Source organism: Arthrobacter sp. LjRoot14 (genome assembly GCF_964253905.1).
In the GTDB taxonomy this organism is placed as follows: domain Bacteria; phylum Actinomycetota; class Actinomycetes; order Actinomycetales; family Micrococcaceae; genus Arthrobacter.
The window spans coordinates 3,768,657-3,792,921 of sequence record NZ_CAXURL020000001.1; the positions used below are offsets into that span (position 1 = coordinate 3,768,657).

Here is a 24,265-nt window from a genome sequence, read left to right on the forward strand (position 1 = left end):
TCAGGCTTCCGTGCGGGGCGCTTCCGTGCGGGGGATTTCGGAACGGACGGTGATGTCCGGGTTTGCGTCCACCAGGGTGTCCTCGGCGTCTGCGTCTTCAACCTCTCCGGCGCTGCGAATGGGCTTGGCCCGGCCGGAGAACCGCTCGTGCAAGGTGGCCGTAGCGGCGTCACGCTGCTTCTGGAAGAACAGGTAGCTGATGGCAAAGGCGATCAGGCCGGCGCACACTGCGGCAAGCAGGATGCCGATCTGGAGGACGCTGAACAGCACGAACAGCGGCACAAAGAGTGCCAGTCGGATCAGGGAGTATTTCATAAAGGCCACAGTCCAAGTTTAGCCGTCCGGCGCCTGCGCCCCTGACGGTAGACTGGTGGTATGCCCCGTGTATTGGTCGCCGTTGCCGTTCTTGCCATATTCGTCTATGGCCTCGTGGACGTGATCCGGACTGATAAGAACCTCACCAGGGGCATCTCCAAGACAGCCTGGATCGTCGTCATGGTTGTCCTTCCCGTGGTGGGAGCGGCACTGTGGTTCATCATCGGACGGCCGCGCGGAAGCCGCCCCGCCCCGCAGTCCTACAGCCACATGACGGCACCGGATGATGACCCCGACTTCCTGCGCAACCTGGAAATCCGCCGCCGCAACCAGGCTGAAGCCGACCGCCTGAAGAAGCTCAAGGAAGAGCTCCAGGCCAAGGAACGCAAGGCCAACGGAAGCGCCTCCGGTACGGGCACGGCTGAGGGCAAGGGAAAGCCGAACGGCAACCACCGTGGCGACAACCACCCCGAAGAATCACACCACCCCGAGACCGACGCGCACGGCACCGACGAGGTCAAGTAAGTTCTTCCCCGGTCGCCCCCGTGCCCCGCGGCCCTCACACCGTTGCCGGGCCACGCCTCCAGCCCGCGGCTCCTCACCGATTTGCCGATTGTGGCCGCTAAACCCCGCGCAGAGCGGCCAAAAGTGGCAAAGGGCCAGGTCATGGAGCGTCGCAGGTCATGGAGCGGCGCAAGTAGAAGGCGGCGCATGGCCCGCCCGCACAAACATTCCGGACCCTCACTTGTCCTCCACATCGACGTCGGATTGTGGATAACCGCTATACCCGCACCCCGCCGGGACACAATGCTCCTATGCGCCGTCCACCAGAGCTCCCCGAGGCCCTCCGCCACCGGCCCTTCACCCTGGAGCAGGCCCGGTCAGCAGGCCTGACACGGCGCCGCTTACGCGCTGGCGACCTGATGCGGCCCTGCACCGGGGCACGTGTTTTGGCAGCAGCAGAGGAAACCCTGCTGCTTCGCGTCGCTGCCGTCGGCGCAGTCACGGGTGCAATTGTCAGCCATCTCTCGGCGGCGCTGCTCTGGGGATTTCCCTTGCCCTTGGCCTGCCGAAACAGGGACGAGATCCACCTGACCGTACCCGCGGGCAGGCGGGCCCCCCGGCGCACGGGAGTTATCGGCCACCAACTGGATCTGGAACCCGCGGAAATCACAGCGGGAAGACTCGTGCAATGCACCTCTCCCCTGCGAACCTGGTTCGACCTTGCCGGAATGCTTGAGCTCGAGGACCTGGTAGTCGCCGGTGATTTCCTGCTCCGGCGGAGGAATCCGCTGTCCACCCTTGCCGAGCTGGACGGCTTCCTGGCTGCCAAGGCGGCCAGGCCCGGCTACCGTAAGGCCATGCGGGCCCGTGTCCTGTTGCGGGCCAACACAGACTCGGCCAAGGAGACGGAAGTCAGGCTGCTGCTGCGCCGCTACGGCCTTCCCGAGCCTGCCGTCAACGTACCCATGTTCGATGAAATGGGCCGGTGGATCCAGGACCCGGATATGTCCTATGAGCGCGAGAGGGTGGCCATCCAGTACGACGGCGCGCATCACGCCTCGGCTGTCCAGCGACGGAGTGATATCTTCCGCGACGAGAATGCGCGTGAGGCAGGTTGGCGGGTGGTGGTGTTGACCCAGGCGGACCTCGACGTGCCCGCGCCCGGCATGGAGCCGCGCGCCGTCACCCGGGTCCGCAAAGCGGTCGCGGATCAGGGGTGGACACCGGAACCGGCCCGCCGTCGTCGTCGTTGAACCGGCTTCGTTCATCGCCCTTTTGCCGCTAATGGCCGCTAAGCCCGAGGCTTAGCGGCCAAAAGTGGCAAATCGTGGGTCAGGCCGCGCGGCGCGTGAGTCAGGCGCGAGCCCCGTGCCCGGCTACAGCCCCGAGTAGGAGTGCAGGCCGTTGAAGAACTGGTTGACGATGGTGAAGTTGAAGATCACGCAGAGGTAGCCCACGATCGACAGCCACGCGGCCCGGGTGCCGGTCCAGCCGCGTGTGGCACGGGCGTGCAGGTAGCCTGCGTAAACCACCCAGATCACGAACGTCCACACTTCCTTGGTGTCCCAGCCCCAGAAGCGGCCCCAGGCCTTTTCGGCCCAGATGGCGCCGAACATCAGGGTGAAGGTCCAGCCCACGAAGGCGATCGCGTTGATGCGGTAGGACAGGTTTTCCAGGCTCAGGGCGGAAGGTACCAGGCGCATGAAGCCCAGCTTGTCCTCGCCGCCGGCCGCGATGGTTTTCTGCCGGTGCGCCTGGACCAGTTGCAGGGCGGACATCGCGAACGTCAGTGTGAAGAGTGCTGAGGACATCACGGCGATGGACACGTGGATGATCAGCCAGTAGCTCTGGAGCGCCGGCACCAGGTGGCCCACGGGCGTCCAGTAGGCCACGGAGGCCGCGACGAGCATGATGATGGCCAGGCCGATCACGAACGTTCCCAGGAACCGCAGGTCGCGGCGGATCAGCACCAGCAGGAAGACGGCAACAGCCACGAACGCACCCGTGGTGAGGAATTCGTACATGTTGCCCCACGGCACCCGGCCCGCCCCGAGGGCACGCGTGACCACACCGGCGGCGTGGATCACGGCGCCCAGCACCGTCAGGGCAACCGCAACGCGGGCGGGAACGCGGCGTTCAGCGGCGTAGCGCATGTCGCCGTCGGCCGTCTGCCCGGCGCCTGAACCGGCACTCTTGGACGCCCGGGCGGTAGCCGAGGACGGCCGTTCGGCGCGGCCGGCCGGTCCACTGACGTCCGAAGCGGCGCGGTCGACGTCGGCATCGGCACGATCAACGGAGCCTCCGGCCCCCACGCCGGCGCCCACCGGAACTCTGGCCGCGGCGGACGCCGACGCCTGCGCCGCGGCCGCAGCTTTGAGATCGACGGCGCGGAGCGCTTTGCTGCTCTTCGCCAGGTCCCAGGCGAAAGCGATAAAGGCAACCGTGTACGTGCCGGCCGCCAGCAGCATAAAGAGCTCGCTGTACTGGCCCATGGTTTCGTTGATTCCAAATGGCATTACTGGTCCTTCTTCGACTCGGCTGAGCCTGCTGTTGACTGGATGAAGTCTTCTGTGCGCGATTCCGTGGAGGCTTCGTTGGGGACACCGCCTGAAGAGACACTGTCCGCGGGGCCATTATCCCCCTGCCCGCTGTGAGCTTTCTGGGAGTCCAGGCCCCATTCGTCCGCCAGCAGTCCGCGGATGGTCTCCGCTTCGGCCGCGAGACGGTGGTCTTCGCCGCGGGCCAGGAGCCCGTACTCCACCATGGTGCGGCCGTCCGGGTGCGATCCCGTGCGGACCCACACCCGGCGGCGGTTCACGTACAGGGATGTCACCAGCCCTGCTACGGCAAGCAGGGCAAAGATCAGGGCGTACAGCTGGCCCGGATTGTGGTGGATGTCCACGCCGATATAGCGCTTCACGCCGTCGAAGCTGATGGAGCCCTTGCCGTCCGGCAGCGTGTAGGTGCTGCCGGGAGCGAGAGTGATGCCCCCGGCGTCGAGGTTCCGGGCGTTGAGCGGCGTCAGCTTCTTCACGTCGAGCTCGAAGACGTTCTGCGGGGAGCCCGCGTCCAGCCCGAGGTCGCCGAAGTACGAGTTCAGGGTGAGCTGCGGGTTGATCAGCTCGGGGTCCCCGCTGAAGGAAACGCCTTCCTCGGTGACGAACGCGGTGGGCAGGAAGAAGCCGGCGAAGCCCAGCTGATCCGGCTTGGCATCCGGAACCTTGATCACCACGGAAGAGTAGTAGTTGTCCCCCTGCAGCTTGGCCACCACCGGGCCCTGCATGGCGACGTTGCCGGCGCCGTCGCGGATGGTCACCACGGGGGCGTAGCCGTTGCCGGTGAGGTAGATGCTGGTGCCGCCCAGGCTGACGGGATCGTTGACCTTGAGCACCTGCTTCTCCGCCGGCGCGTCCGGAGTTTCCCGGGTGGTCACGTCCGCCTTGAAGTCGATGGGCTGGCCGAACTTGCCCTTGGATTCACGGTCGAACGTGATCTGGAACTTGTCCAGCTGGATGGAGTAGGGCTGGAGCTGGCTGCTCTGGAAGTTGGTGCCGGGGGTGAACTGGTCGTAACCCACCAGGGTGTTCACGAAGGTGTCGCCCTCCACCAGGATCCGCTGCCCGCTGTACCCGAACAGGCCGCCGGCGGCCACGGACACCAGCACGCCGATCAGGGAAGTGTGGAACACCAGGTTCCCCACTTCCCGCAGGAAGCCGCGCTCGGCCCCCAAAGAGGGCCGCGCGCCGCCGTCGTCCCTGACATCCACGCGGTAACCGCGCTTCTTCAGCTTCGCGGCAGCGTCCGCAATAGCGCTCGACGCCGGGATCCCGGCGTCCGCGGGGATCACCAGTGTGCCGTACTCGGGCAGGCGGGAGAGCCTGGCCGGGGTGCGCGGAGGCTGGGAGCGCATTGCCTTGTAGTGGGCAATCGCGCGGGGAACAACGCAGCCGATCAGCGAAATGAACAGCAGGATGTAGATGGCGGAGAACCATGCGGAGGAGTAGACGTCGTAGAGCTGGAGGGAGTCCAGGATCTTGCCGTACTCGGGGTGGTCCTTGATGTACTGCGTGACGATGGAGGGGTTCGCCGGACGCTGCGGAAACAGGGACCCGGGTACCGCGGCAACGGCCAGCAGCAGCAACAGGAACAGCGCGGTGCGCATGCTGGTCAGCTGGGTCCAGGCCCACCGCAGCATGCCCATGAGACCCAGAGCCGGGAGGGCAGCTTCAGCTTTGACCTTGGCCACGGGGGTTTCTGCCGCGTTGTCGGGGGAAGTGTTCTCCGCTTTGTCTGCAGGAGCAGGTCTCTTCTTGTCGTTCACACGCTCGCTCATCAGATCGGCAATTTCACATCGGTTTGGAACCAGTACTGCAGCCCGGCAACCCAGGCACCCCACACCCCGCTGGCCATCAGGAGGCCCAGGACCACCAGGATTCCCCCGCCGGTCCGCTGGATCGCGAGCCGGTGCTTGCGGAAGAAGGACATCACTCCGACACCGCGGCGCACGGCCAGGGCAATCAGCAGGAACGGGATGCCCAGGCCCAGGCTGTAGACGAAGGCAAGGAACGCACCCTTCGCGGCCGAGGAGCCCCCGGACATGCTGAGCAGCTGGACTGCGGAGTACGTGGGCCCGATGCACGGCGCCCACCCCAGTCCGAAGGTGATGCCCAGCAACGGTGCACCCCACAGCCCGGCGGGAGGTTTGGCGTGGATCTTGGCGTCCCGCTGCAGCCAGCTGAAGCCGCCCATGAACACCACGCCCATGACGACCACGAGGATGCCCAGCACCTGGGTGATCCAGGCGTTCTGTCCGCCGCTGATCATGGATCCCAGCTGTCCGAACGCTCCGCCCAGCAGGACAAAAATCACCGAGAAGCCGAGCACGAAGAGGCCGATTCCGGCCAGCATCCGGCCGCGCTTCTGCTTCTCCAGGTCCACGCCCGTCAGTCCGGTGACATAGCCCAGGTAGCCGGGCACCAGCGGCAGGACGCAGGGCGACAGGAAGGAGACGAGTCCGGCGAGCAGTGCCACGGGAATGGCAAGCAGCAGGGAACCGTTCAGGATGGCTTCGGCGAAGGGGCTGTTCACGGTGTGCGTGCCGCCGTTACTCTGCCACGGCGGCGGTAATGAGGGCCTTGAGGGTGCCCTTTTGGATTTCGCCCAGGACCCGGGACGCAACCCGGCCCTGTTTGTCCAGCACCAGTGTGGTGGGGACGGCCCCGGGAGGAACCAGCCCGGAGACGGCCAGGAGTACGCCGCCGTCCTTGTCATTGAAGCTGGGGTAGGTCAGGTTGAACGTCTTGTCGAACGCCTCCGCGGCGGCCTTCTCATCGCGGAGGTTCACGCCGTAGAACTGCACGCCCTGCTCCTTGAATTCCTGGTGGAGGGCTTCCAGCGACGGCGCTTCGACGCGGCACGGCGCACAGGCCGCGAACCAGAAGTTGAGCACGGTCACCTTGCCGACAAAGTCCGCGGGTTCCACGACGGTGCCGTCGAAGAGGGTCCCCTTAATGGTGACGGCGGATTTCCGGTCGGCGGCGGCGAATTCGGTCACCGACCCGTCCCCGGCCACGTAGTTCTTGTTGTCCCCGGCTTTGGCCTGCTTGGCCAGTGCATCCTCCTGGGCGCAGGCGGAAAGCCCCAGGGTAAGGGCGGCCAGTCCCAGGCCGCCTGCGGCCAGGACGCTGCGGCGCGAGGCGGAGCGCATCACGCCATCACCTGCATTGTTTGCCTTCTCGAAGGGGGATCCGGCCACGTTCAGGCCCCCGGAGTGTTCGAGGCGCCGGGCAGGAGCGCGGCAGCAGGCTCGCTGTAATCGACCCGGAGGAGGGTGCCGTCGTCGTCGAACACCAGCGAGGTGATGGACGTCAGGGTGCATTCGCGCTTGCGCGGATCATGCCAGAGGGGCTTGCCCTCGGCGCTCAGGCGGGTGGACCAGATGGGGAGCTGATGGCTGACGAGGATGGCTTCGGCGTGGTCGCCGCCCAGCTCAATGGCACGGCGGCGGGCGTCCTGCACCGCGGCGATGACGCGGGCGGCCTGGTCCTTGTACGGTTCACCCCAGGACGGAACAAAGGGGTTCCGCAGGTACGGCCAGTGCCTGGGCTTGCGGAGCTCGGCCTTGTTGACCTTGAGGCCTTCGAAGTGGTTCTCAGCTTCGATGATGCGGGCCTCAGTGTGGATTTCGAGGTTCAGCGCTTCCGCTATGGGGAGGGCGGTTTCCTGCGCGCGGGTAAGCGGCGAGGCCACCAGGTGCACGATGTTAGCCCCGCCGGCTACGCGCTCACCGAAGTGCACAGCGAGCGTCTTGGCCATCTGCTGCCCGAGTTCGGAGAGGTGGAATTCCGGCAGCCGTCCGTAAAGGATGCCGTCCGGATTATGGACCTCGCCGTGGCGAAGGAGATGAACAGTGGCTTGGGGCATGTGTACCAGTTTCTCAAAGATGTCGGGTGATCTGAAATCTTCTACAGAGAGTAGAACTGAGACGTTTTGAAAAATGTTCCCCGGAGTTGGAATAAAAGATGCAAATGCATGTTTATACTGGGTGAAGCAGTTAGTTGAGACTTCAACCAAGAAGTTTCGGCTGGCGATCAGATGTCCTTCCGCAAGAGACTTTCAATCCAAGATCACAAGGAGCAACACCATGGCACTGCCCGCCAACACCACCACCGGCACCTGGACCCTCGACAACTCGCACAGCGAAATCGGCTTCACCGTGCGTCACGCAGGCATCAGCAAGGTCCGCGGCCAGTTCAAGGACGCCGCAGCGACCCTGGAACTTTCCGAGAACGTTGCCGACTCCAAGGTCAACGCCACCATCCAGACCGCCAGCTTTGACTCCGGTGACGCCAACCGCGACGGCCACGTCCGCGGCGAAGACTTCTTCGACGTCGAAAAGTTCCCGGAGATCTCCTTCGTTTCCAACGCGATCGTGCCCAAGGGCGACGCTTACGAACTCCAGGGCGATCTGACCATCAAGGGCGTCACCCGCCCGGTGGCTCTCGAAACCGAGCTCCACGGTGTGGCCGTGGATCCCTTCGGCAACACCCGCGCCGGCCTCACCGCCGAAACCACCATCAGCCGCAAGGACTTCGGCCTGACCTGGAACGCTGTCCTCGAAGCCGGTGGCGTGCTGGTCAGCGACAAGGTTGCCATCAACCTCGAGCTCGCGTTCATCGCACCTGCCGCGTAGTTTCTTCGCTTCGTAGTTACACAGCACCCTGCTCCGTCACCGCGACGGAGCAGGGTGCTGTGTTTAAGGCGGCCGCTGACGCCGGCGGCCCACATCGGCCGGCCAGAATACCTCCTTCGAATGATCCACCCCCGGGCCGGAGCGCGGTACGGTTGAACCAAACCATGCTGGGGGCAGGGAACCGTTACTGATCCCGGTACCCGTTTAATCAGTAGTCGACCCGCAAAGGACCAACTATGAGCACGCCTCCAGCAAACCCGGCCAACCCGAACGAACCTGAGAACGGCAAGCCCGGCCCCGACGCTCCCCAGTACGGCCAGAACGCGCCGGAATCCCCCGCAGCACCGCAGTACGGCCAGCAGCCCCCGGCAGCGCCCCAGTATGGCCAGAACGCACCGCAGTACGGCCAGCAGCAGTACGGCCAGCAGCCCCCCGCAGCGCCCCAGTACGGGCAGAACGCACCGCAGTACGGCCAGCAGCAGTACGGCCAGCAGCCCCCCGCAGCGCCGCAGTACGGGCAGCAGCCGCCCTTCGGTCAGGCGCCGCAGCAGTACGGCCAGTCCCCGTATGCCCAGTACCCGTCCGAACAGCCACAGGGTGTCGCCGCCGGCGGTGTGCCGAAAATGGTCAACAACGCGTTCTGGATGATCATCGCAGCGGGCGTCCTGTACATCATTTCCATGCTGGTAGCCATCCCTGCCCTGGACGATCCCGCCATGCGGAACCAGTTCGAGGACCAGATGAGGGCCAGCGGGGCGGACGTCGACTTTGAGTCCATCAAGGGCCTTGTGATCGGCATGATGGTGGTCTTCGGCCTCATCGGCGCCGGCCTCTACGCCCTGGTTGCCTTCAACGTGCGCAAGGGCAAGAACTGGGCCCGCATCCTCGGAACCGTCTTTGCAGCCCTGTCGATCTTCAGCCTGGTTCCGTTCAGCATCGGCACCATCTCGGCTTTGCTTGGCATCGCCGCCATCGTGATGCTTTACCTCCCGGCGTCCGCACCGTACTTCCGGAAGCAGCAGCCTTTCGGCAGCCCCTACTCGCAGCCGGGCAACCCGTACGGCCGCTAACCCTGCCAGCACCACGGTTCCAGCCGGAGGGCGTGGACTTTGGACGGCCCGGGCGACACCAGTCGCCGGTCCCCGGAGTCCGCGCCCTCTGCGTTTGTCCCGCTGTTCCTTGAGCCGAAATTGAGCCGCAAACTATGCACAGAAAGCCCCCGCACACGGTACCGTGTTAGCAAAATCACGCTGGGGGCAGGAAGACGTGGCTGATCCCGGTGGCTGATTGCCCGTTAGCCGACTCGTAAAGGATCAACCATGAGCACTCCGCCCGTCCCGCCGTCGTACCCCGGCGATTCCCCGTCCGGCGGGCAATACGGCCAGCAGCCGCAATACGGGCAGGGCCCGTCGCCCTTCGCGCAGGCACCGCAGTTCGCTCAGGCGCCCCAGTATGGCCAACCTGCTCAGTACAGTCAGACCCAGCACGGTCAGCCGCAGTACAGTCAGCCGCAGTACGCGCAGGCACAGCAGCCGCAGCAGTTCGGGAACCAGCAGTACACGGTCTACCCCTCGGAGCTGCCGCAGCGGGGAAACTCGGCGGCAAGCGCCGCTCCACCGCTGGTGAACATCTCTTTCTGGCTGTTAATCGTTGCTTGCCTCCTCTGGGTTGGCTCGGTGCTCCTCTCGCTGGGTTCCATCGACGACCCCGCCATGCGCCGGGCGTTTGATGCCAGGCTGGCAGCCAGCCGGGCTGACGTGGATTTCGAGGCCCTCAAGGGCATCATCGTGGGAATGGTGATGCTGATCGCGGCCGTCGGAGTGCTGCTGTATGCGCTGGTGGCGTTCAACATCCGGAAGGGCCGGAACTGGGCCCGGATTCTCGGCACCATCCTGGCGGCATTCTCGCTGCTGGGCGTTCTCCAAATGGGGCTCGGAACGCCGTCCATCCTCGCCGGAGTGGCTGCAATGGTGCTCCTCTACCTACCCTCCGCCGCGCCGTATTTCAGGAAGTACCACCCGTTCGCAAGCCCGTACGGCCAGCCGGGCTACCCCTACGGCCGCTGAGGGCAGTACTACTCCGCGTCCTCCGGGGCCTGGATCCGCTGGGCGTGGTAGGCCAGGATCTGCAGCTCGGTGGCCATGTCCACCTTGCGCAGGTTCACGCCCGGCGGGACCTGGAGCATGACCGGCGCAAAGCTGAGGATGCTCCGCACTCCTGCGGCGATGACGCGGTCGCACACGCCCTGCGCCACGGCGGCGGGCAGCGCCAGCACCACCATGTTGGCGCCGGTCCGCTGGAGGACCGGTTCGAGGTCAGCGACGTCACTGACCCGCAGCCAGCCCACCTCGTTGCCCACCACCATCTGGTCAGCATCGAAAATGGCCACGACGTCGAATCCGCGCGATTCGAAGCCGCCGTACCGCGCGAGGGCCTTGCCGAGGTTGCCGGCGCCCACGATTGCCACTTTCCAGTCGCGGGTGAGCCCGAGCGCGGCTGAGATGTTGCGGCTGAGGTACTGCACTTCGTAGCCAACGCCTCGGGTGCCGTAGGACCCCACATGCGAGAGGTCTTTCCGGAGGGTGGACGAGCTGACGCCGGAGGCTTCGGCCAGGGACTCTGAGGAGACGCGTTCGACGCCTTCGGCCAGCATGGTGGTGAGGGCGCGCAAATAGATGGTCAGCCGTGCCACGGCCGCGGGCGGAATCTGCTTGGCCGCAGTTCCGCTGTCCCCGTGAACAGCCTCGGGGGATGAATCCAGCGAAGTCACTATCTGCTCCATTGCGTCGCGTTGTGAGTCCACTCTAGAGCCCCGTCCGCACTGCCAACAAAGCAGGAGTCGCCGCGCCTATTTGGCCGCAGCCTGGCGAAGGATCCGCTCAAGGCGGGTTTCGTCGATCTTCCAGAAGTCACGCTGGATCCCGTCCACCAGGACCACGGGGATCTCTTCGGCGTAACGCTCGCGCAGCTCCGGATGGTTGTCCACCAGTTGTTCCGTCCACTCAAGTCCCAGGGCGGCAGTGACCCGTTCGACGGCGTCGCGCGCCGCCTCGCACAGGTGGCAGTCAGCTTTGGTGATGAGGACGACGTCGGGTTTTGCCATGCCTCAACCGTAGCCCGGGCCGCCGCTCCGCCGCGACGGCAGGCCCGTGACAGCCTGGACCGGCCCATTGACTAGACTCAAGTCATGCCCGAGGAGAAGTACGTCGCCGTAGTCCGGCAGCCGGCCGGTGCGTTGCAGCACGGCGAGGCTGCCTTCTTCGACGTCGATAACACCCTCATGAAGGGCGCCAGCCTCTTCCACGTAGCCCGGAAAATGCATCAGCGCGGCGCGTTCACCCTGCCGCAGGCGGCCGGGATGGCCTGGAAGCAGTTCAAGTTCGTCCTCCGCGGCGAGAACATGGATGACGTCCACGCGGTCCGGGACTCGGCCTTGACGCTGGCTGCCGGAATCACGGTGGAGGACATCAAGGCCCTCGGCGAAGAAGTCTTCGACGAAATGATTGAGTCCAGAATCTGGCCCGGCGCCAAGGCACTGGCCCAGCAGCACCTCCGTGTGGGGCGCATGGTGTGGCTGGTGACCGCTACCCCCATCGAGGTGGCCACGGTGATTTCCACCCGGCTGGGCCTGACCGGTGCCCTGGGAACAGTGGGCGAGATCGAGAACGGTGCCTACACCGGCCGGCTGGTGGGCGACATCCTGCACGGCCAGGCCAAAGCGGTGGCTGTCCAAGGCATTGCTGATGCCGAGGGCCTGGACCTCCAACGGTGCTGGGCCTACAGCGATTCGCACAATGACATCCCGCTGCTAAGCATGGTGGGCCATCCCGTGGCCATCAACCCCGACTCCCGGCTCCGCCGCCACGCCCGCGAAAACAACTGGCCGGTGTACGACTTCCGCTCGGGACGCCGCGCCGCCACGCTCGGACTGAAGGCGGCCACGGTTGGCGGGGCCGTGTACGGCCTCTGGAGGGGCTTCACGCGCTTCCGCGGCCCCACGGTCTAGTCGCGGCCCGCCCCAGCTCCAGGCCTGCCCTTGCAGCGGACGTCGCAGGGATTCGCCCGGCCCAAAGAAAAATGCCCGCTGCCAAAGGCAACGGGCATCTCACGCTGTAGGAAGTATCTCTACTTCTTGTTACGGCGCTGGTGGCGGGTCTTACGAAGCAACTTGCGGTGCTTCTTCTTGGCCATACGCTTGCGACGCTTCTTAATAACTGAACCCACGAAAGTTCCTTACAAACTAGATGGAGTACCTGTCTGATGGAAGAGGTCCGTGGACTAGGCAACAGACTAAACAACAAACAGATTCTTACAATAACGAAAAACGTTCCCTAACAGGGTACCGCTTATCCGGCGCACCCACTGACCGCACTCCGTTTGTGGCAGCTCAGGCGGTGTCCGACTGGCCTTCCACGACAGCACCCTTGACGTACTGTTCGACGGCGGACTCCGGCACCCGGAAGGACCGGCCGAAGCGGACGGCCGGCATCTCTCCGGAATGGACAAGGCGGTACACGGTCATTTTGGAAACGCGCATGAGCTCGGCCACTTCGGCCACAGTCAAGAACTGAGCGTTCGAGAAGTTCGACTCTGCGGACATTTCCCTTATTCCTTTGTTAACAGCTGATAAAGGCAACCCCATTGAAACCCCATTGCGGTGTGCCGATGCTGAGCCATCAACCTACCCTGTGCTAGTTACTCTAGTGGCTGATGGTGCCATTGTGAAAGTCATTGGGCGGTACCAGTTTTCGGCGGATCCGGGGGAAAATCAGCCCTCCAGGGCGCCGCGCCGCTTGCGCGCAGATGCTGCCAGCTGGCCCAGCACCGACGCCGTGACGTCCCATTCCATGCAGGCATCCGTCACGCTCTGGCCGTAGACCAGTTCGTCAGTGCCGGCCGCGTGGTCGGCCACATCGAGGTTCTGCGCCCCGCCCACGAGGAAGCTCTCCAGCATGACGCCGGCAATCGCCGCGGCCGCCGCTCCGCCGTCTTCCAGCTGCGCGCCGATTTCGAGCGCCACCTCGGCCTGGCGGTGGTGGCTCTTGCCGCTGTTGGCGTGGCTGGCGTCCACGATCAGCCGGGGGTTGAGCTGCTTGCCGGCCAGTTTCGCCGAGGCCGCTTCGACGTCCGCCGCGGAGTAGTTGGGGCCCTTGCGTCCGCCGCGGAGGATCACGTGTGTGTCCGGGTTGCCGGCGGTGGCCACGAGTGCGGCCCGGCCATCGCCGTCGATCCCCAGGAAGGCCTGGGATGCCGCGGCGGCGCTGCAGGCATCGACCGCAACCTGGAGGTCGCCGTCGGTACCGTTCTTGAATCCGATGGGCATGGAGAGTCCGGAGGCCAGCTGGCGGTGGATCTGGCTTTCGGTGGTGCGGGCACCGATGGCGCCCCAGGAGACGAGGTCTGCCATGTACTGCGGGCTGATTGGTTCCAGGAACTCCGTGGCCGTCGGAAGGCCAAGCGACGTGACCTGCTTCAGGAACTGGCGGGCGGCACGCAGTCCGGTGGCGATGTCATGGCTGCCATCCAGGTGGGGATCGTTGATGAGGCCCTTCCAGCCCACCGTGGTGCGCGGCTTTTCGAAGTAGGTCCGCATGACGATCAGCAGGTCTTCCTTGTGCTTCTCCGCCTGGCTCACCAGCCGGCGGGCGTATTCCAGGCCGGCCTTGGGGTCGTGGATGGAGCAGGGTCCCACGATCACCAGCAGGCGGTCGTCCACGCCGTCCATGATGGCCCGGACTTCGTCCCTGCCGCGTTCGACGACGCCTGCCACCCGGGCGTCCAGCGGCAGTTCAGCGATCATGTCCTGGGGCGACGGCAGGGCCTGGAATTCGCTGACGCGCAGGTTCGAGGTGGATTTCTGCGCGGACGCAGGGCCTTCCGGGGAACCTTTGGTTTCCGGGGAAGTGGAAGGCTGTGTTTCGGTGGCTGCTGCGGTGCTCATGTGTGCGGGTCCTGTTCCGGATGGTGCGGAGCGGGCCCAGATCAGAACCCGCCGGAGAAATGGCGAAGGGCAGAGAATGATCTCTGCCCTGTTGGCTCTGAAGGAAAGTTGGATGCGTGTCAGTTAGACGCGGGCCCCTCCAGAGCCAACGAAAAATACGCATACCAACGGTTAGTCATAGCCAAGACCATAACCGCCGCACGCACCGTCCGCAAATTCATGCCCCTTTCGCGACCTCATATTGCGGACCCCTAACCGCGCGGCCTCTCCCAACTGACTCGCACTTAACGCTCCGAAAACGCGATTTCGCAGCGTTAAGTGCGAGTCAGTTGGGTGGGCCGGGAAAGCGGAACCTCAGCCGAGCAGCTTGCGCAGGTACTCCAGCTGGCGGTTCCACTGGTGTTCCTGGCCGCCCTCATGGTTATTGAAGCGGTACACCTCGATCTCCTTCGCCGGAGCCTCGTTTCCAGCGGCTGTTCCGTAGGCATTGAAGCTGGCAAAGACCGTCGACGGCGGGCAGATGTCATCCGCCTGCGCGGCCGAGAACAGCGCCGGGGCCGTTGCCGCCCGTCCCAGGTTGACGCCGTCGAAGTAGTTCAGCACGGCCAGGATCGACTCGTAGCGGTCGCGGTGGCGGGCCAGGAACGCGGCGATTTCGGGATAGGGCCCGCGCGGCGTGATGTCGATGGCGCGGGGAAAGTCCTGCAGGAACGGCACATCCGGCAGCGCCGCGATCACGCCGTCGAGCCTTCCGGCTGCGAGGCCGGCCACGGCAACGGTGATACCGCCGCCCTGGCTGACTCCCGCCACCACAACCCGTGAGGCATCGACGGCGGGATGGGCCTGCGCCGCTTCCACCGCACGGAAGGCGTCCACGTAGACCCGGCGATAGTAGTACTCCTCGCGGCTTCCGACACCGCGGGTCATAAGTCCCGCGTGCGCCACATCGCCCGCGGAGGGATGCGGGTCCGCCGTGTGGCCCAGGAGTCCGCCGTAGCCCTGCCCGCGGGTATCCATGATGAAGTGCGCGTAGCCGGCCTGCGCCCACTTGGTGTCCTGGTTCGACAGCCCGCGGCCGCCCGAATACCCCACGTACTGCACGACGACGGGAAGCGGCTCGTCCGCGGGCCTGTTCGCCGGCAGGTGCAGCCAGCCCTTCACCGGGGACCCGCCGAAGCCTGCGAACGTGACGTCGAAGGTGTCGATCACCGTCAGGTAGTTGTCCACGGGTTCGAAGACCGCGTCCAGCGGGTATTCCCGGGCTTCGCTGATGGTGCGGTCCCAGAAGGCGTCAAGATCCGCGGGTGCGGTGACGCCGGACGTGTAGTTTCGGAGCTGCTCAAGCGGTAAGTCGAAGAGGGGCATCGGTATTCCGGTTCTGTGAAGCGGGCTGATAGGTACGTTGTGGTGATCGTGTCAGGCGGATCCTGCAGTTTCCAGCCGCCACGGCGACAGGTTGAGGACTGTGTCCGAGTGCGGCCGGAGGTGAAGTTCCTGGACGCGGTTACCGTAACGGACCGCAATGACCTGGTCCGTCCCGGCTGAGAATGAGGCCCCTGCCAGGCGCCCCGCACGCCACTCCAACGAGACCCGGATGCCCGAACGGGCCCGCAGGCCGGAAGCACCGCCGTCGGGCAGGTCCGGCGGAAGAGCCGGCAGCAGCTCGATCTCCCGGACTGCTCCGTGGGTTGCGCTGTGATGGATCCGGTGGCTTTGCAGCAGGCACTCGGCGATGCCGGCCACGTAGCCCAGGTTTCCGTCGATCTGGAACGGCGGATGCGCGCCGAAGAGGTTCGGATACAGGCCTCCGCTCTGCCCTCCCCGGTCCGTGGCCATGTCCCGAAAAAAGAGCCGCAGCAGGGTGTTGACGTTTGCCGGCTGGCGCAGCCGTGCGCGCAGCAGGATCTTCCATGCAAGGGACCAGCCGGTGGACTCGTCGCCGCGGGAATCGAGGCTGGCAGCGACGGCTGCTTCCAGTTCCGGGCCGAGGAGCGCGTCGCCGGGGTAGGCCGGGTACAGGTGGCTGACGTGCCGGTGCTCGGGTTCCCATTCGGGGGGATCGGCCAGCCATTCCCGGACGCGGCCGTCCCTGCCCGGGCCCGGGCAGGGAATGCGGGGCAGCGCCTCCCGGGCCTCGGCAACCACGGGATCCCCTTCCAGCCCGAGGTCTTCAGCCAGTGTGCACAGCATGGTCAGGACATCACGGACCAGGACCAGGTCCAGGCTGGAAGACTCCCCTGCTGCGGCACGTTCCCCGGTATCCGTTGCGAAGCTGTTCTCGGGCGACGTGGACGGGCTGGTGCCCACAGAGCCGTCCGGCAGCACGGTCAGCAGATCCAGCGCGAACGCGGCGGCGCCCCGAATGGCAGGCCACGCCCTGTCCCGGGCGAACTCCCCGGCGCCGCCAAACTGCAGGTGCTCCCACAGGTGCCGGACCAGCCACAGCCCGGCCATGGGCCAGAAGGACCACGCCGGTGAGTGGCTGCCGTGGCCCACGGGTTTGCTGTAACCCCAGATGTCCGAGTTGTGGTGAACCGCCCAGCCGCGTGCACCGTAGTACTCCTGTGCCGTGCGCGCACCGGTCACCTGAAGGGTTTCGATGAGCGCAAACAGCGGCTCGGCGCACTCCGCCAGACCGGTCGGCTCGGCGCCCCAGTAATTCATCTGCAGGTTGATGTTGGTGGTGAAGTTTGAGCTCCAGGGTGCGGGGAGATCGTTGTTCCAGATCCCTTGCAGGGTGGCGGGTGTGCCGCCGGCGCGTGAGCTGGAGATCAGGAGGTAGCGGCCGTAGTTGAACAGGAGTTCGGCCAGCCCGGGGTCCGCAGCGAGCGGCCCGCCGGGATGGGCGTTGGCCCGGAGCAGCCGCTCAGCGGTGTTGGTCCCCGTCCAGGCCGGCACGTCCAGCCGCAGCCGCGCCTTACCGTAGAGCTCGCCATGGCTCCGCAGGTGCCGGGCCAGGAGGGCGGCGCGGCCGGTTTCCTGGGCCAGGGCCAGCCTTCCGGCCGCCGTCGCGGCGGCAGTCGCCGCGGTGCCGTCGGCTTGCGGTTCCCCGCCCCCGCGGCTGAATGTTGTCTCCGTGGTGACGAACACCACGGCGTGCCGGACGCCGGAGGCGGCCATTCCGACGTCGGACGCTTCCGCTTCCTGGCCGTCGTGCTCCCAGGTGACGGACACGGCGCCGTGCAGGCTGAGCGAATCGTCGTCCGAGTACTCCACCGCACCGCCGTCGTGGACAGGTGCGACGTCGGACGGCAGCTTGAGTTCCAGGCAGGAGCCGGTGCGCCGCAGCACGCGCAGCGGCGAATCCAGCCGGACGGCCAGGTCGAGGCCGGCCGGCAGCTCCGTATCCACGGAAATGACCAGGACTGAGGGGTCGTAGCTGGCGAAAGCCTCCACCCGGACGCCGGAGCCGGCTGCTTGGAACGCGGTGGTGGCGACGGCGCGGGAGAGGTCCAGGGCGCGGCTGTACCCGGAGATTTCGCCGGCGCCGCCCGCGGTGCTGCCGCTGCTGTTGCCGGACGGGCTGCTGCCTGCAGACGGAACGGTGCCGAGGTACAGGTCTGCGAACGGCAGGAATGCCTGCGAGTGCCGGTGCTGGAGTGCCTTCAGCACGTCCTCGGCGGCATGGTGTTCCCCGGCCGCGACAAGCCGGCGCGCATCCGCAATGATCGCGGAAGCCTGCTCCCGGCTGAAGTGCGGCGGCCTCTCCTGGCTGTGCGGCGACCCGGACCATGCCGTGCCGTCGTTCAGCTGGAAGCGGTGTTCCGCGGGACCGCCGAATACCATGGCCCCGAGCCGGCCGTTCCCCAGGGGAAGTGCCTCGAGCCAGTCGGACGCGGACGCGTCGTAGCGCAGGATGTCCTCGGGCATATCAGGCTGTTCCCTTCACCGTTCAGACCAGCGCGGCCTGGTAGCTTTCCAATGGCTGCGAGCCGCGCACGAGTGCCCTGAGCTCGCCGAGCCCGCCCGACACCACACCTGCCGCCCGGGCCTGGACCAACACGTTACCAAGAGCAGTGGCCTCGACGGGGCCCGCAATGACCCGCTTGCCGGTGGCATCGGCCGTGAGCTGGCACAGGAGCCGGTTTTGCGAGCCGCCGCCCACGATGTGCACCACGTTCACGGGCACGTCCGCCAGGCGTTCCGCGTCGGCGATGGTCCGGGCGTAACCGGCAGCCAGGCTGTCCAGGATGCAGCGGGTGATCGCCGCGGGGTTGTCGGTGAGGACGTCGCCGGTGTTGCGGACAGCAGCGCGGATGCGTTCGGGCATGTTGTCCGGTGCGATGAAGTAGGGATCGTCCGCGTTGATCTGGGGTCCGCCGAACGGCAGCGCGGCGGCGGCTGCCAGCAGTTCGTCCAGCGTCGCCGTGTGTCCCTGCTGCGCCCACGTCCGCTGGCATTCGCTAAGCAGCCAGAGCCCGCCGACGTTGCGGAGGTAGCGGATAGTGCCGTCCACGCCGCGTTCGTTCGTGAAGTTGACCTGCCGGCTCGCCTCGGTGAGCACCGGCTTCCGGAGTTCGACGCCCACCAGCGACCAGGTCCCTGACGAGATGTAGGCGAAATTCCCGTGTTCGGCCGGGACGGCGGCGACGGCGGAGGCGGTGTCGTGCGAGCCGACGGCCACCACCGTCGTTGCCTGGTCCAGTCCGGTGCGCGCGGCGATGCCGGGCAGCAGGGTGCCCACGGTTTCGCCGGGCTGGATCAGCGGCGGGAACAGGTTCTTCGGGAGCCCGAGGGCGGTGAGGAATTCGGTGGCCCACTCCCCCGCAACGGCGTCGAAGAGCCCGGTGGTGGAGGCGTTGGTGGCCTCGGTGCGGCGCTGCCCGGTGAGCAGGAACGCGACCAGGTCAGGGATGAGCAGGGCCTGTAGCCCGTCCAGGTCCGGTTCGCTGGCCAGCTGGTAGAGGGTGTTGAACTGCAGGAACTGCAGCCCGGTGGTGGCGTAGAGCCGGGCCGGGTCCAGTTTCTGGTGGACCCGGGCGACGGCGGCGCGGCTGCGGTCATCCCGGTAGCTGAAGGGCTGCGCAATGAGTTTCCCGGCAGCGTTGACTAGCCCGTAGTCCACCGCCCAGGTGTCGATTCCGATGCTGCTGATGGTCTCGCCCCGCTCCCCGGCGGCGCGGGCCGCGGCAGCGAGGCCGGTGAGCACCTCGGCGAAGAGGGCGTCGAAATCCCAGCGCAGGCCGCCGTCGGACTCCACCACACCGTTCGGGAAGCGGTGGACGGTTTCCAGCCTGGCACTTTCCGAACCGGTCCCGCCGGAGACCCGGCCGAGGATGACCCGTCCGGAAGAGGCGCCGATGTCGACGGCGGCAAATACACTGCCGGCGGACAGGCCGCCGTCGACACCCGAAACGTGCCCGCTCATCGCAGGAAGGCAGCGGCCACGCCGGCGTCCACGGGAATGTGGAGCCCGGTGGTGTGGGACAGTTCGGCGCTGGTCAGCACGGCCGCGGCGTTGGCCACGTTCTCCGGCAGGACTTCGCGCTTGAGCAGCGTGCGCTGGGCGTAGTACTTGCCCAGTTCCTGCTCGTCCACCCCGTAGACAGCGGCGCGCTTGGCGCCCCAGCCGCCGGCAAAGATGCCCGAGCCGCGGACCACGCCGTCGGGGTTGATGCCGTTGACGCGGATGCCGTATTCGCCCAGTTCGGCTGCGAGGAGCCGGACCTGGTGGGCCTGGTCGGCCTTGGTGGCGGAGTACGCGATGTTGTTCGGGCCGGCGAACACGGAGTTCTTCGAGGAGATGTAGATGATGTCCCCGCCCATGTCCTGGTCAATCATGATCTTCGCCGCGGCCTTGGAGACGAGGAAGGAGCCCTTGGCCATGACGTTGTGCTGCAGGTCCCAGTCCTTCTCCGTGGTTTCCAGCAGCGGCTTGGAGATGGACAGCCCGGCGTTGTTGACCACCAGGTCCAGCCCGCCGAATGCCAGCACCGCTTCCTGGATGGCGGCGGCGACCTGGGCTTCGTCCGTGACGTCCGCCTGCACGCCGATGGCCGCGTCCGGGCCGCCGAGTTCCGCGGCCACGGCTTGCGCATTCTCCAGGTTCAGGTCCGCGATCACCACGCAGGCGCCTTCCGCGGCGAGGCGGGTGGCAATGGCCTTGCCGATGCCCGACGCCGCACCCGTCACCAGCGCAATGCGGGTGGCATGCGATTTCGGCTTCGGCATCCGGGCCAGCTTGGCTTCCTCCAAAGACCAGTACTCGATCCGGAACTTCTCGGATTCCTCGATCGGGGCATAGGTGGAGATTGCTTCCGCGCCGCGCATCACGTTGATGGCGTTGAGATAGAACTCACCGGCCACGCGTGCGGTCTGCTTGTTCGCGCCGAAGGAGAACATGCCCACGCCCGGCACCAGCACGATCGCCGGGTCCGCACCGCGCAACGCCGGGCTCTCCGGAACCGCGTGGCGGTCGTAGTAGGCCTGGTAGTCCTCGCGGTAGTCGGCGTGCAGTTCCTGCAGCCGGGTGATCGAGTCCTCAACGGACGCATCCGCGGGCAGGTCCAGGATCAGCGGCTTGACCTTGGTGCGCAGGAAGTGGTCCGGGCAGGACGTGCCCAGGGCGCCCAGGCGCGGGTGCTCTGCGGCTTCCAGGAAGTCAAGGACGACGGCGTCATCGCTGAAGTGCCCCAGCTGCGGTTTGTCCGTGGACGCCAGCCCGCGGATCACCGGCGCCAGCGCGGCAGCCTTGGCGCGGCGTTCTGCTTCGGGAAGCGCGCCGTAGCCGGGCAGCTTGGGGCCGAAGGGTTCGGGGCGGCCGTTTTCCGCGATGAACTTTTCAGCCTGGTCGATGATCCACAGCGAGTTGGCTTCGGCTTCTTCGCCGGTGGCGCCCCAGGCGGTGATGCCGTGGCCGCCCAAGATGGTGCCCACGGCCTGCGGGTTGGCGTCTTTGATCGCGGCGATGTCCAGGCCCAGCTGGAACCCGGGGCGGCGCCACGGAACCCACACCACCTTGTCACCGAAGATCTTGGTGGTCAGTGCCTCCCCGTCCACGGCCGTGGCAATCGCGATGCCGGAATCCGGGTGCAGGTGGTCCACGTGCGCGGCGTCCACGAGCCCGTGCATGGCGGTATCGATCGAGGGTGCAGCGCCGCCCTTGCCGTGCAGGCAGTAATCAAATGCGGCCACCATTTCGTCTTCACGGTCCACCCCGGGGTAGACGTTCTTCAGTGCGTTCAGCCGGTCCAGGCGGAGCACGGCAAGGTTTTCCTTCTTCAGCGTGCCAAGGTCCCCGCCGGAGCCCTTGACCCAGAGGAGCTGGACGTCATCGCCCGTGACCGGGTCCTTCTCCGTGCCCTTTGCCGAGGTGTTGCCGCCGGCGAAGTTGGTGTTCCGTTTGTCCGCTCCGAGGCGGTTGGACCGGGAAATGAGTTCTTCAACAGTTTTGTTAGTCATGCCCTATGCGCCCCATCCGGCTTGCTGGCCGCCCACGCGGTCCTCGTTGATCTGTTTCTGGTAGCCGCTGGCTTTGAAGGCGGCCATCGGGTCCGCGGGCAGGCCGCGGGATTCACGCCATGCGGCCAGGGCCGGTCGGACGTCCGTGTAGAAGGCGTCGTTGAAGACGGCGTTGGCTGCCAGGACGTCGCCGTTCCGCTGGGCCTCACCCAGGGCCGCGGTGTCCACCATGAGCGCACGCGCCGTCATTTCCTGGACGTTGAGCACCGATCGGATCTGGCCCGGGATCTTCTCCTCCAGGTTGTGGCACTGGTCCAGCATGAGGGCCACGCCGGAATTCCTGCCGAAGCCGCCGCCGCGGATCACCTCGTACATGATGCGGAACAGCTGGAACGGATCCGCGGCGCCGACGATCAGGTCGTCGTCCGCGTAGAAGCGCGAGTTGAAGTCGAAGGAACCGAGCTTGCCCAGGCGCAGCAGCTGCATGACGATGAATTCGATGTTGGTGCCCGGGGCGTGGTGGCCGGTGTCCAGGCAGACGTACGCCTTCTCCCCCAGCGCCAGGGTCTGGGCGTAGGAGGTGCCCCAGTCCGGAACGTCGGTGTGGTAGAAAGCGGGCTCGAAGAACTTGTACTCCAGCACCAGGCGCTGGTCCTCCCCGAGACCGGCGTAGATCTCCTGGAGGGACTCCGCCAGGCGGTCCTGCCGGCCGCGGATGTCGTCCTGGCCCGGGTAGTTGGTGCCGTCAGCCAGCCAGATCTTCAGGTCACGGGAGCCGGTGGCGTGCATGATGTCGATGCATTCAAGGTGGTGGTCGATCGCGCGGCGGCGGACCGATTCGTTCGAGGACGTCAGGGAACCGAACTTGTACTCGTCATCCTGGAAGGTGTTCGAGTTGATGGTGCCCAGGCCCACGCCCAGGCCCGCCGCGTACTCGCGCAGTGCGGCGTAGTCATCCACCTTGTCCCACGGAATATGCAGCGCAACCGTGGGCGCCAGGCCCGTCAGTTCGTGCACCTTGGCGGCGTCCGCGATCTTCTCCTGCACGGTCCGGGGGGTGCCCGGCGTGCCGAACACCTTGAAGCGGGTACCCGAATTTCCATAGGCCCACGAGGGAACCTCGATGGCAAGCTCCTCGAGCCTGCCCAGCGCCGTTGCTACGTCATTCATGATGGTTCTTTCCAATGTCTTGTGCTGCTGCGGTATTTGGGGGTGGTACTGCGGCCCCGCTGCTGGAGCCCGGGTGATTCAGCTCGCGGTGGACTCCGCCGCCGCAAGCTGATCGTCAAGATTGAAGACTTCCTCGAGGACCTGGAACCCTTCATCGGGTGCCCGGTCCGGGTTTTCCGGGTTATCAAAAAGAGCGGCCATTTCCGCCTGCCAGCGGGCGTTGACTTCGGTGAGCGCCATCCGCGCCCTGACGGCGTCGAAGTCGTCGCATTCCACGTAGCCCACCAGCAGGCCGTCCGCGCCAAGGAAGAGCGAGTAGTTGTGCCAGCCTGCATCCTTCAGCGCACGGAGCATCTCCGGCCAGACGGCGGCGTGCCGGCGCCTGTACTCATCGATCAGTCCGGGCTGGACTGAGGAGCGAAAACACACCCTCATCTGCGACTCTCCTGAAATTCCGATTCTTTGAATCGTTTCATTGTTACGATTCAAAGTACTCTTGAAGTCGAGTGGGTGTCAAGCAATTGTCAGTGGGTGGAAAGCCATTTTTCCGGCCGTATGCCGTTTCGCTAGTCAGGGAACGCGGACCGGGCAAGGACAATTGGGCCGGGGGTTGATCCAGGCGGTTGCACACGCCGCCCCGCAAGAGAGAGCTTGGAGAAACATGTCACGGTCAGCCAGCATCAAGGATGTTGCGAACCATGCCCGCGTAGCGGTGGGAACGGTGTCCAACGTCCTGAATTACCCGGACCGGGTTTCACAGCGGACCAAGGACCGCGTTCTGCAGGCCATCGACGAGCTCGGTTTCGTCCGCAACGACGCAGCCCGGCAGCTCCGGGCCGGGCACAGCCGCACCATCGGCCTGATTGTGCTGGATGTGGGCAACCCCTTCTTCACCTCCGTGGTCCGGGCCGCCGAGGACGCCGCCGCCCTGCAGGGAAGTGCGGTCCTGCTCGGGGACAGCGGGCACGATGCGGGCCGGGAATCGAACTACATCGACCTCTTCCAAGAGCAGAGGGTCCAGGGCCTGCTGATCTCGCCCGTGGGCGATGTCACCGAGCGCCTCGACCAGCTGCGTGAGCGCGGCGTGCCCACCGTCCTGGTGGACCGGCTGGCCGATGAGACGAAGTACAGCTCAGTTTCCGTTGACGACGACGCCGGGGGTTACCTCGCGGCACGGCACCTGCTGGACATCGGCCGCCGTCGGCTGGCTTTTGTGGGAGGCCCGACGTCGATACGCCAGGTGGCGGACCGTCTCCAGGGGGCGCAACGCGCCGTCGCTGAAGTTGCGGACGCTTCGCTGGAAATTCTGGATTCGGCCGGACAGACCGTCCTGGCCGGCCGGGGCGTGGGCGACCAGCTGGTCCGCCGCAGCGCCGGCGAACTGCCGGACGGCGTGTTCTGCGCCAACGACCTGCTGGCCCTCGGCGTGATGCAGTCCCTGACCATGCTGCACAGGCTGCGGATTCCGGAGGACATCGCCCTGATCGGCTATGACGACATCGACTTTGCCGTGTCAGCCGTGGTGCCGCTGTCCTCGATCCGTCAGCCAACGGAAGCGCTGGGCCGGACGGCGATCGAGCTGCTGGCGGAGGAACTGGAAGCCGACAAACCCAAGCACCGGGCCGTGATCTTCACCCCGGAGCTGGTGGTGCGCCAAAGCACCGCCGGCCCCGAGGGCTCTTCAGACCTGCCGGGCGATCACTAAGGCGATCACCAGGGGGCGAGTTCGCCATAGAAGTAGG

At 66.1% G+C, this 24,265-nt stretch carries 24 protein-coding genes; 7 read left to right on the forward strand and 17 right to left on the reverse strand.

Annotated features, from left to right (window positions below; translation table 11 throughout):
• On the reverse strand, positions 1-315 hold the full coding sequence (locus ACSQ12_RS17065; protein ID WP_209748184.1) for a DUF4229 domain-containing protein: 315 nt from the start codon (positions 313-315) through the stop codon (positions 1-3).
• Between the two features lie 60 nt (positions 316-375).
• Between ACSQ12_RS17065 and ACSQ12_RS17070 the strand changes: the two genes are divergently transcribed.
• Both ACSQ12_RS17070 and ACSQ12_RS17075 read left to right on the forward strand, forming a co-directional pair.
• Positions 376-840, forward strand: coding sequence for a PLDc N-terminal domain-containing protein (locus ACSQ12_RS17070; RefSeq protein WP_436066206.1), 465 nt, complete (start codon positions 376-378; stop codon positions 838-840).
• Positions 841-1,130: 290 nt separating this feature from the next.
• Positions 1,131-2,072: a hypothetical protein gene (locus tag ACSQ12_RS17075; RefSeq protein WP_436066207.1), complete on the forward strand. Its 942-nt coding sequence runs from the start codon at positions 1,131-1,133 to the stop codon at positions 2,070-2,072.
• 123 nt (positions 2,073-2,195) lie between these two features.
• Here the strand turns inward: ACSQ12_RS17075 and ccsB are convergent, their stop codons facing one another.
• The 5 genes from ccsB to ACSQ12_RS17100 are packed head-to-tail and all read right to left on the reverse strand — an operon-like array spanning position 2,196 to position 7,242.
• A complete protein-coding gene (gene ccsB / locus ACSQ12_RS17080; protein WP_436066208.1) occupies positions 2,196-3,335 on the reverse strand; it encodes a c-type cytochrome biogenesis protein CcsB in 1,140 nt (379 codons plus the stop codon).
• The gene (gene resB / locus ACSQ12_RS17085) at positions 3,335-5,152 is read right to left on the reverse strand and encodes a cytochrome c biogenesis protein ResB (protein ID WP_436066209.1); all 1,818 of its coding nucleotides are present in this window, start codon (positions 5,150-5,152) and stop codon (positions 3,335-3,337) included. The genes ccsB and resB overlap by 1 nt, the downstream gene beginning before the upstream one ends.
• On the reverse strand, positions 5,152-5,907 hold the full coding sequence (locus ACSQ12_RS17090; RefSeq protein ID WP_436066210.1) for a cytochrome c biogenesis CcdA family protein: 756 nt from the start codon (positions 5,905-5,907) through the stop codon (positions 5,152-5,154). The genes resB and ACSQ12_RS17090 overlap by 1 nt, the downstream gene beginning before the upstream one ends.
• 16 nt (positions 5,908-5,923) lie before the next feature.
• Positions 5,924-6,526: a TlpA family protein disulfide reductase gene (locus ACSQ12_RS17095; protein WP_436067019.1), complete on the reverse strand. Its 603-nt coding sequence runs from the start codon at positions 6,524-6,526 to the stop codon at positions 5,924-5,926.
• Between the two features lie 50 nt (positions 6,527-6,576).
• Positions 6,577-7,242 carry a histidine phosphatase family protein gene (locus ACSQ12_RS17100; protein WP_209742590.1) on the reverse strand — a complete coding sequence of 222 codons (666 nt, stop codon included), beginning with the start codon at positions 7,240-7,242 and terminating at the stop codon, positions 6,577-6,579.
• A gap of 220 nt (positions 7,243-7,462) precedes the next feature.
• Between ACSQ12_RS17100 and ACSQ12_RS17105 the strand changes: the two genes are divergently transcribed.
• From ACSQ12_RS17105 to ACSQ12_RS17115, 3 genes are all read left to right on the forward strand, one after another.
• Positions 7,463-8,011, forward strand: a complete 549-nt coding sequence (locus ACSQ12_RS17105; protein ID WP_011693121.1) for a YceI family protein — start codon at positions 7,463-7,465, stop codon at positions 8,009-8,011.
• A gap of 236 nt (positions 8,012-8,247) precedes the next feature.
• Entirely contained in the window at positions 8,248-9,081 is an 834-nt protein-coding gene (locus ACSQ12_RS17110; RefSeq protein ID WP_436066211.1) for a hypothetical protein, read from the forward strand.
• Positions 9,082-9,330: 249 nt separating this feature from the next.
• Positions 9,331-10,077, forward strand: a complete 747-nt coding sequence (locus ACSQ12_RS17115; RefSeq protein ID WP_436066212.1) for a hypothetical protein — start codon at positions 9,331-9,333, stop codon at positions 10,075-10,077.
• 8 nt (positions 10,078-10,085) lie between these two features.
• Here ACSQ12_RS17115 and ACSQ12_RS17120 read toward each other — a convergent pair whose 3' ends face one another.
• Positions 10,086-10,781 (reverse strand): redox-sensing transcriptional repressor Rex, encoded by a 696-nt coding sequence (locus ACSQ12_RS17120; protein WP_436066213.1) that lies wholly within the window; start codon positions 10,779-10,781, stop codon positions 10,086-10,088.
• A gap of 78 nt (positions 10,782-10,859) precedes the next feature.
• Positions 10,860-11,114: a glutaredoxin family protein gene (locus tag ACSQ12_RS17125; protein WP_209742586.1), complete on the reverse strand. Its 255-nt coding sequence runs from the start codon at positions 11,112-11,114 to the stop codon at positions 10,860-10,862.
• An 84-nt stretch (positions 11,115-11,198) separates the two neighbouring features.
• Between ACSQ12_RS17125 and ACSQ12_RS17130 the strand changes: the two genes are divergently transcribed.
• On the forward strand, positions 11,199-12,017 hold the full coding sequence (locus ACSQ12_RS17130) for an HAD family hydrolase (RefSeq protein WP_436066214.1): 819 nt from the start codon (positions 11,199-11,201) through the stop codon (positions 12,015-12,017).
• Between the two features lie 119 nt (positions 12,018-12,136).
• Here the strand turns inward: ACSQ12_RS17130 and ACSQ12_RS17135 are convergent, their stop codons facing one another.
• The 9 genes from ACSQ12_RS17135 to ACSQ12_RS17175 form a co-directional block, all read right to left on the reverse strand.
• On the reverse strand, positions 12,137-12,235 hold the full coding sequence (locus tag ACSQ12_RS17135; RefSeq protein ID WP_003792170.1) for a 30S ribosomal protein bS22: 99 nt from the start codon (positions 12,233-12,235) through the stop codon (positions 12,137-12,139).
• 163 nt (positions 12,236-12,398) lie between these two features.
• Positions 12,399-12,611, reverse strand: coding sequence for a helix-turn-helix domain-containing protein (locus tag ACSQ12_RS17140; RefSeq protein ID WP_043429999.1), 213 nt, complete (start codon positions 12,609-12,611; stop codon positions 12,399-12,401).
• Positions 12,612-12,779: 168 nt separating this feature from the next.
• Entirely contained in the window at positions 12,780-13,952 is a 1,173-nt protein-coding gene (locus ACSQ12_RS17145; protein WP_436066215.1) for a 3-deoxy-7-phosphoheptulonate synthase, read from the reverse strand.
• Positions 13,953-14,306: 354 nt separating this feature from the next.
• Positions 14,307-15,317: an acetylxylan esterase gene (locus tag ACSQ12_RS17150; protein ID WP_436066216.1), complete on the reverse strand. Its 1,011-nt coding sequence runs from the start codon at positions 15,315-15,317 to the stop codon at positions 14,307-14,309.
• 51 nt (positions 15,318-15,368) lie between these two features.
• Positions 15,369-17,822 (reverse strand): glycoside hydrolase family 95 protein, encoded by a 2,454-nt coding sequence (locus ACSQ12_RS17155; RefSeq protein ID WP_436066217.1) that lies wholly within the window; start codon positions 17,820-17,822, stop codon positions 15,369-15,371.
• A 22-nt stretch (positions 17,823-17,844) separates the two neighbouring features.
• Entirely contained in the window at positions 17,845-19,320 is a 1,476-nt protein-coding gene (locus tag ACSQ12_RS17160) for a rhamnulokinase (RefSeq protein WP_436066218.1), read from the reverse strand.
• Positions 19,317-21,353: a bifunctional aldolase/short-chain dehydrogenase gene (locus tag ACSQ12_RS17165; RefSeq protein WP_436066219.1), complete on the reverse strand. Its 2,037-nt coding sequence runs from the start codon at positions 21,351-21,353 to the stop codon at positions 19,317-19,319. Before ACSQ12_RS17165 ends, ACSQ12_RS17160 begins: the two co-directional genes overlap by 4 nt.
• A 3-nt stretch (positions 21,354-21,356) precedes the next feature.
• On the reverse strand, positions 21,357-22,523 hold the full coding sequence (rhaI, locus tag ACSQ12_RS17170) for an L-rhamnose isomerase (RefSeq protein ID WP_209742579.1): 1,167 nt from the start codon (positions 22,521-22,523) through the stop codon (positions 21,357-21,359).
• A gap of 78 nt (positions 22,524-22,601) precedes the next feature.
• Positions 22,602-22,958, reverse strand: a complete 357-nt coding sequence (locus ACSQ12_RS17175) for an L-rhamnose mutarotase (RefSeq protein WP_436066220.1) — start codon at positions 22,956-22,958, stop codon at positions 22,602-22,604.
• A gap of 226 nt (positions 22,959-23,184) precedes the next feature.
• Here ACSQ12_RS17175 and ACSQ12_RS17180 point away from each other — a divergent pair, with 226 nt between their 5' ends.
• Positions 23,185-24,228 (forward strand): LacI family DNA-binding transcriptional regulator, encoded by a 1,044-nt coding sequence (locus tag ACSQ12_RS17180; protein ID WP_209742577.1) that lies wholly within the window; start codon positions 23,185-23,187, stop codon positions 24,226-24,228.
• The last annotated feature ends 37 nt before the right edge of the window (positions 24,229-24,265 follow it).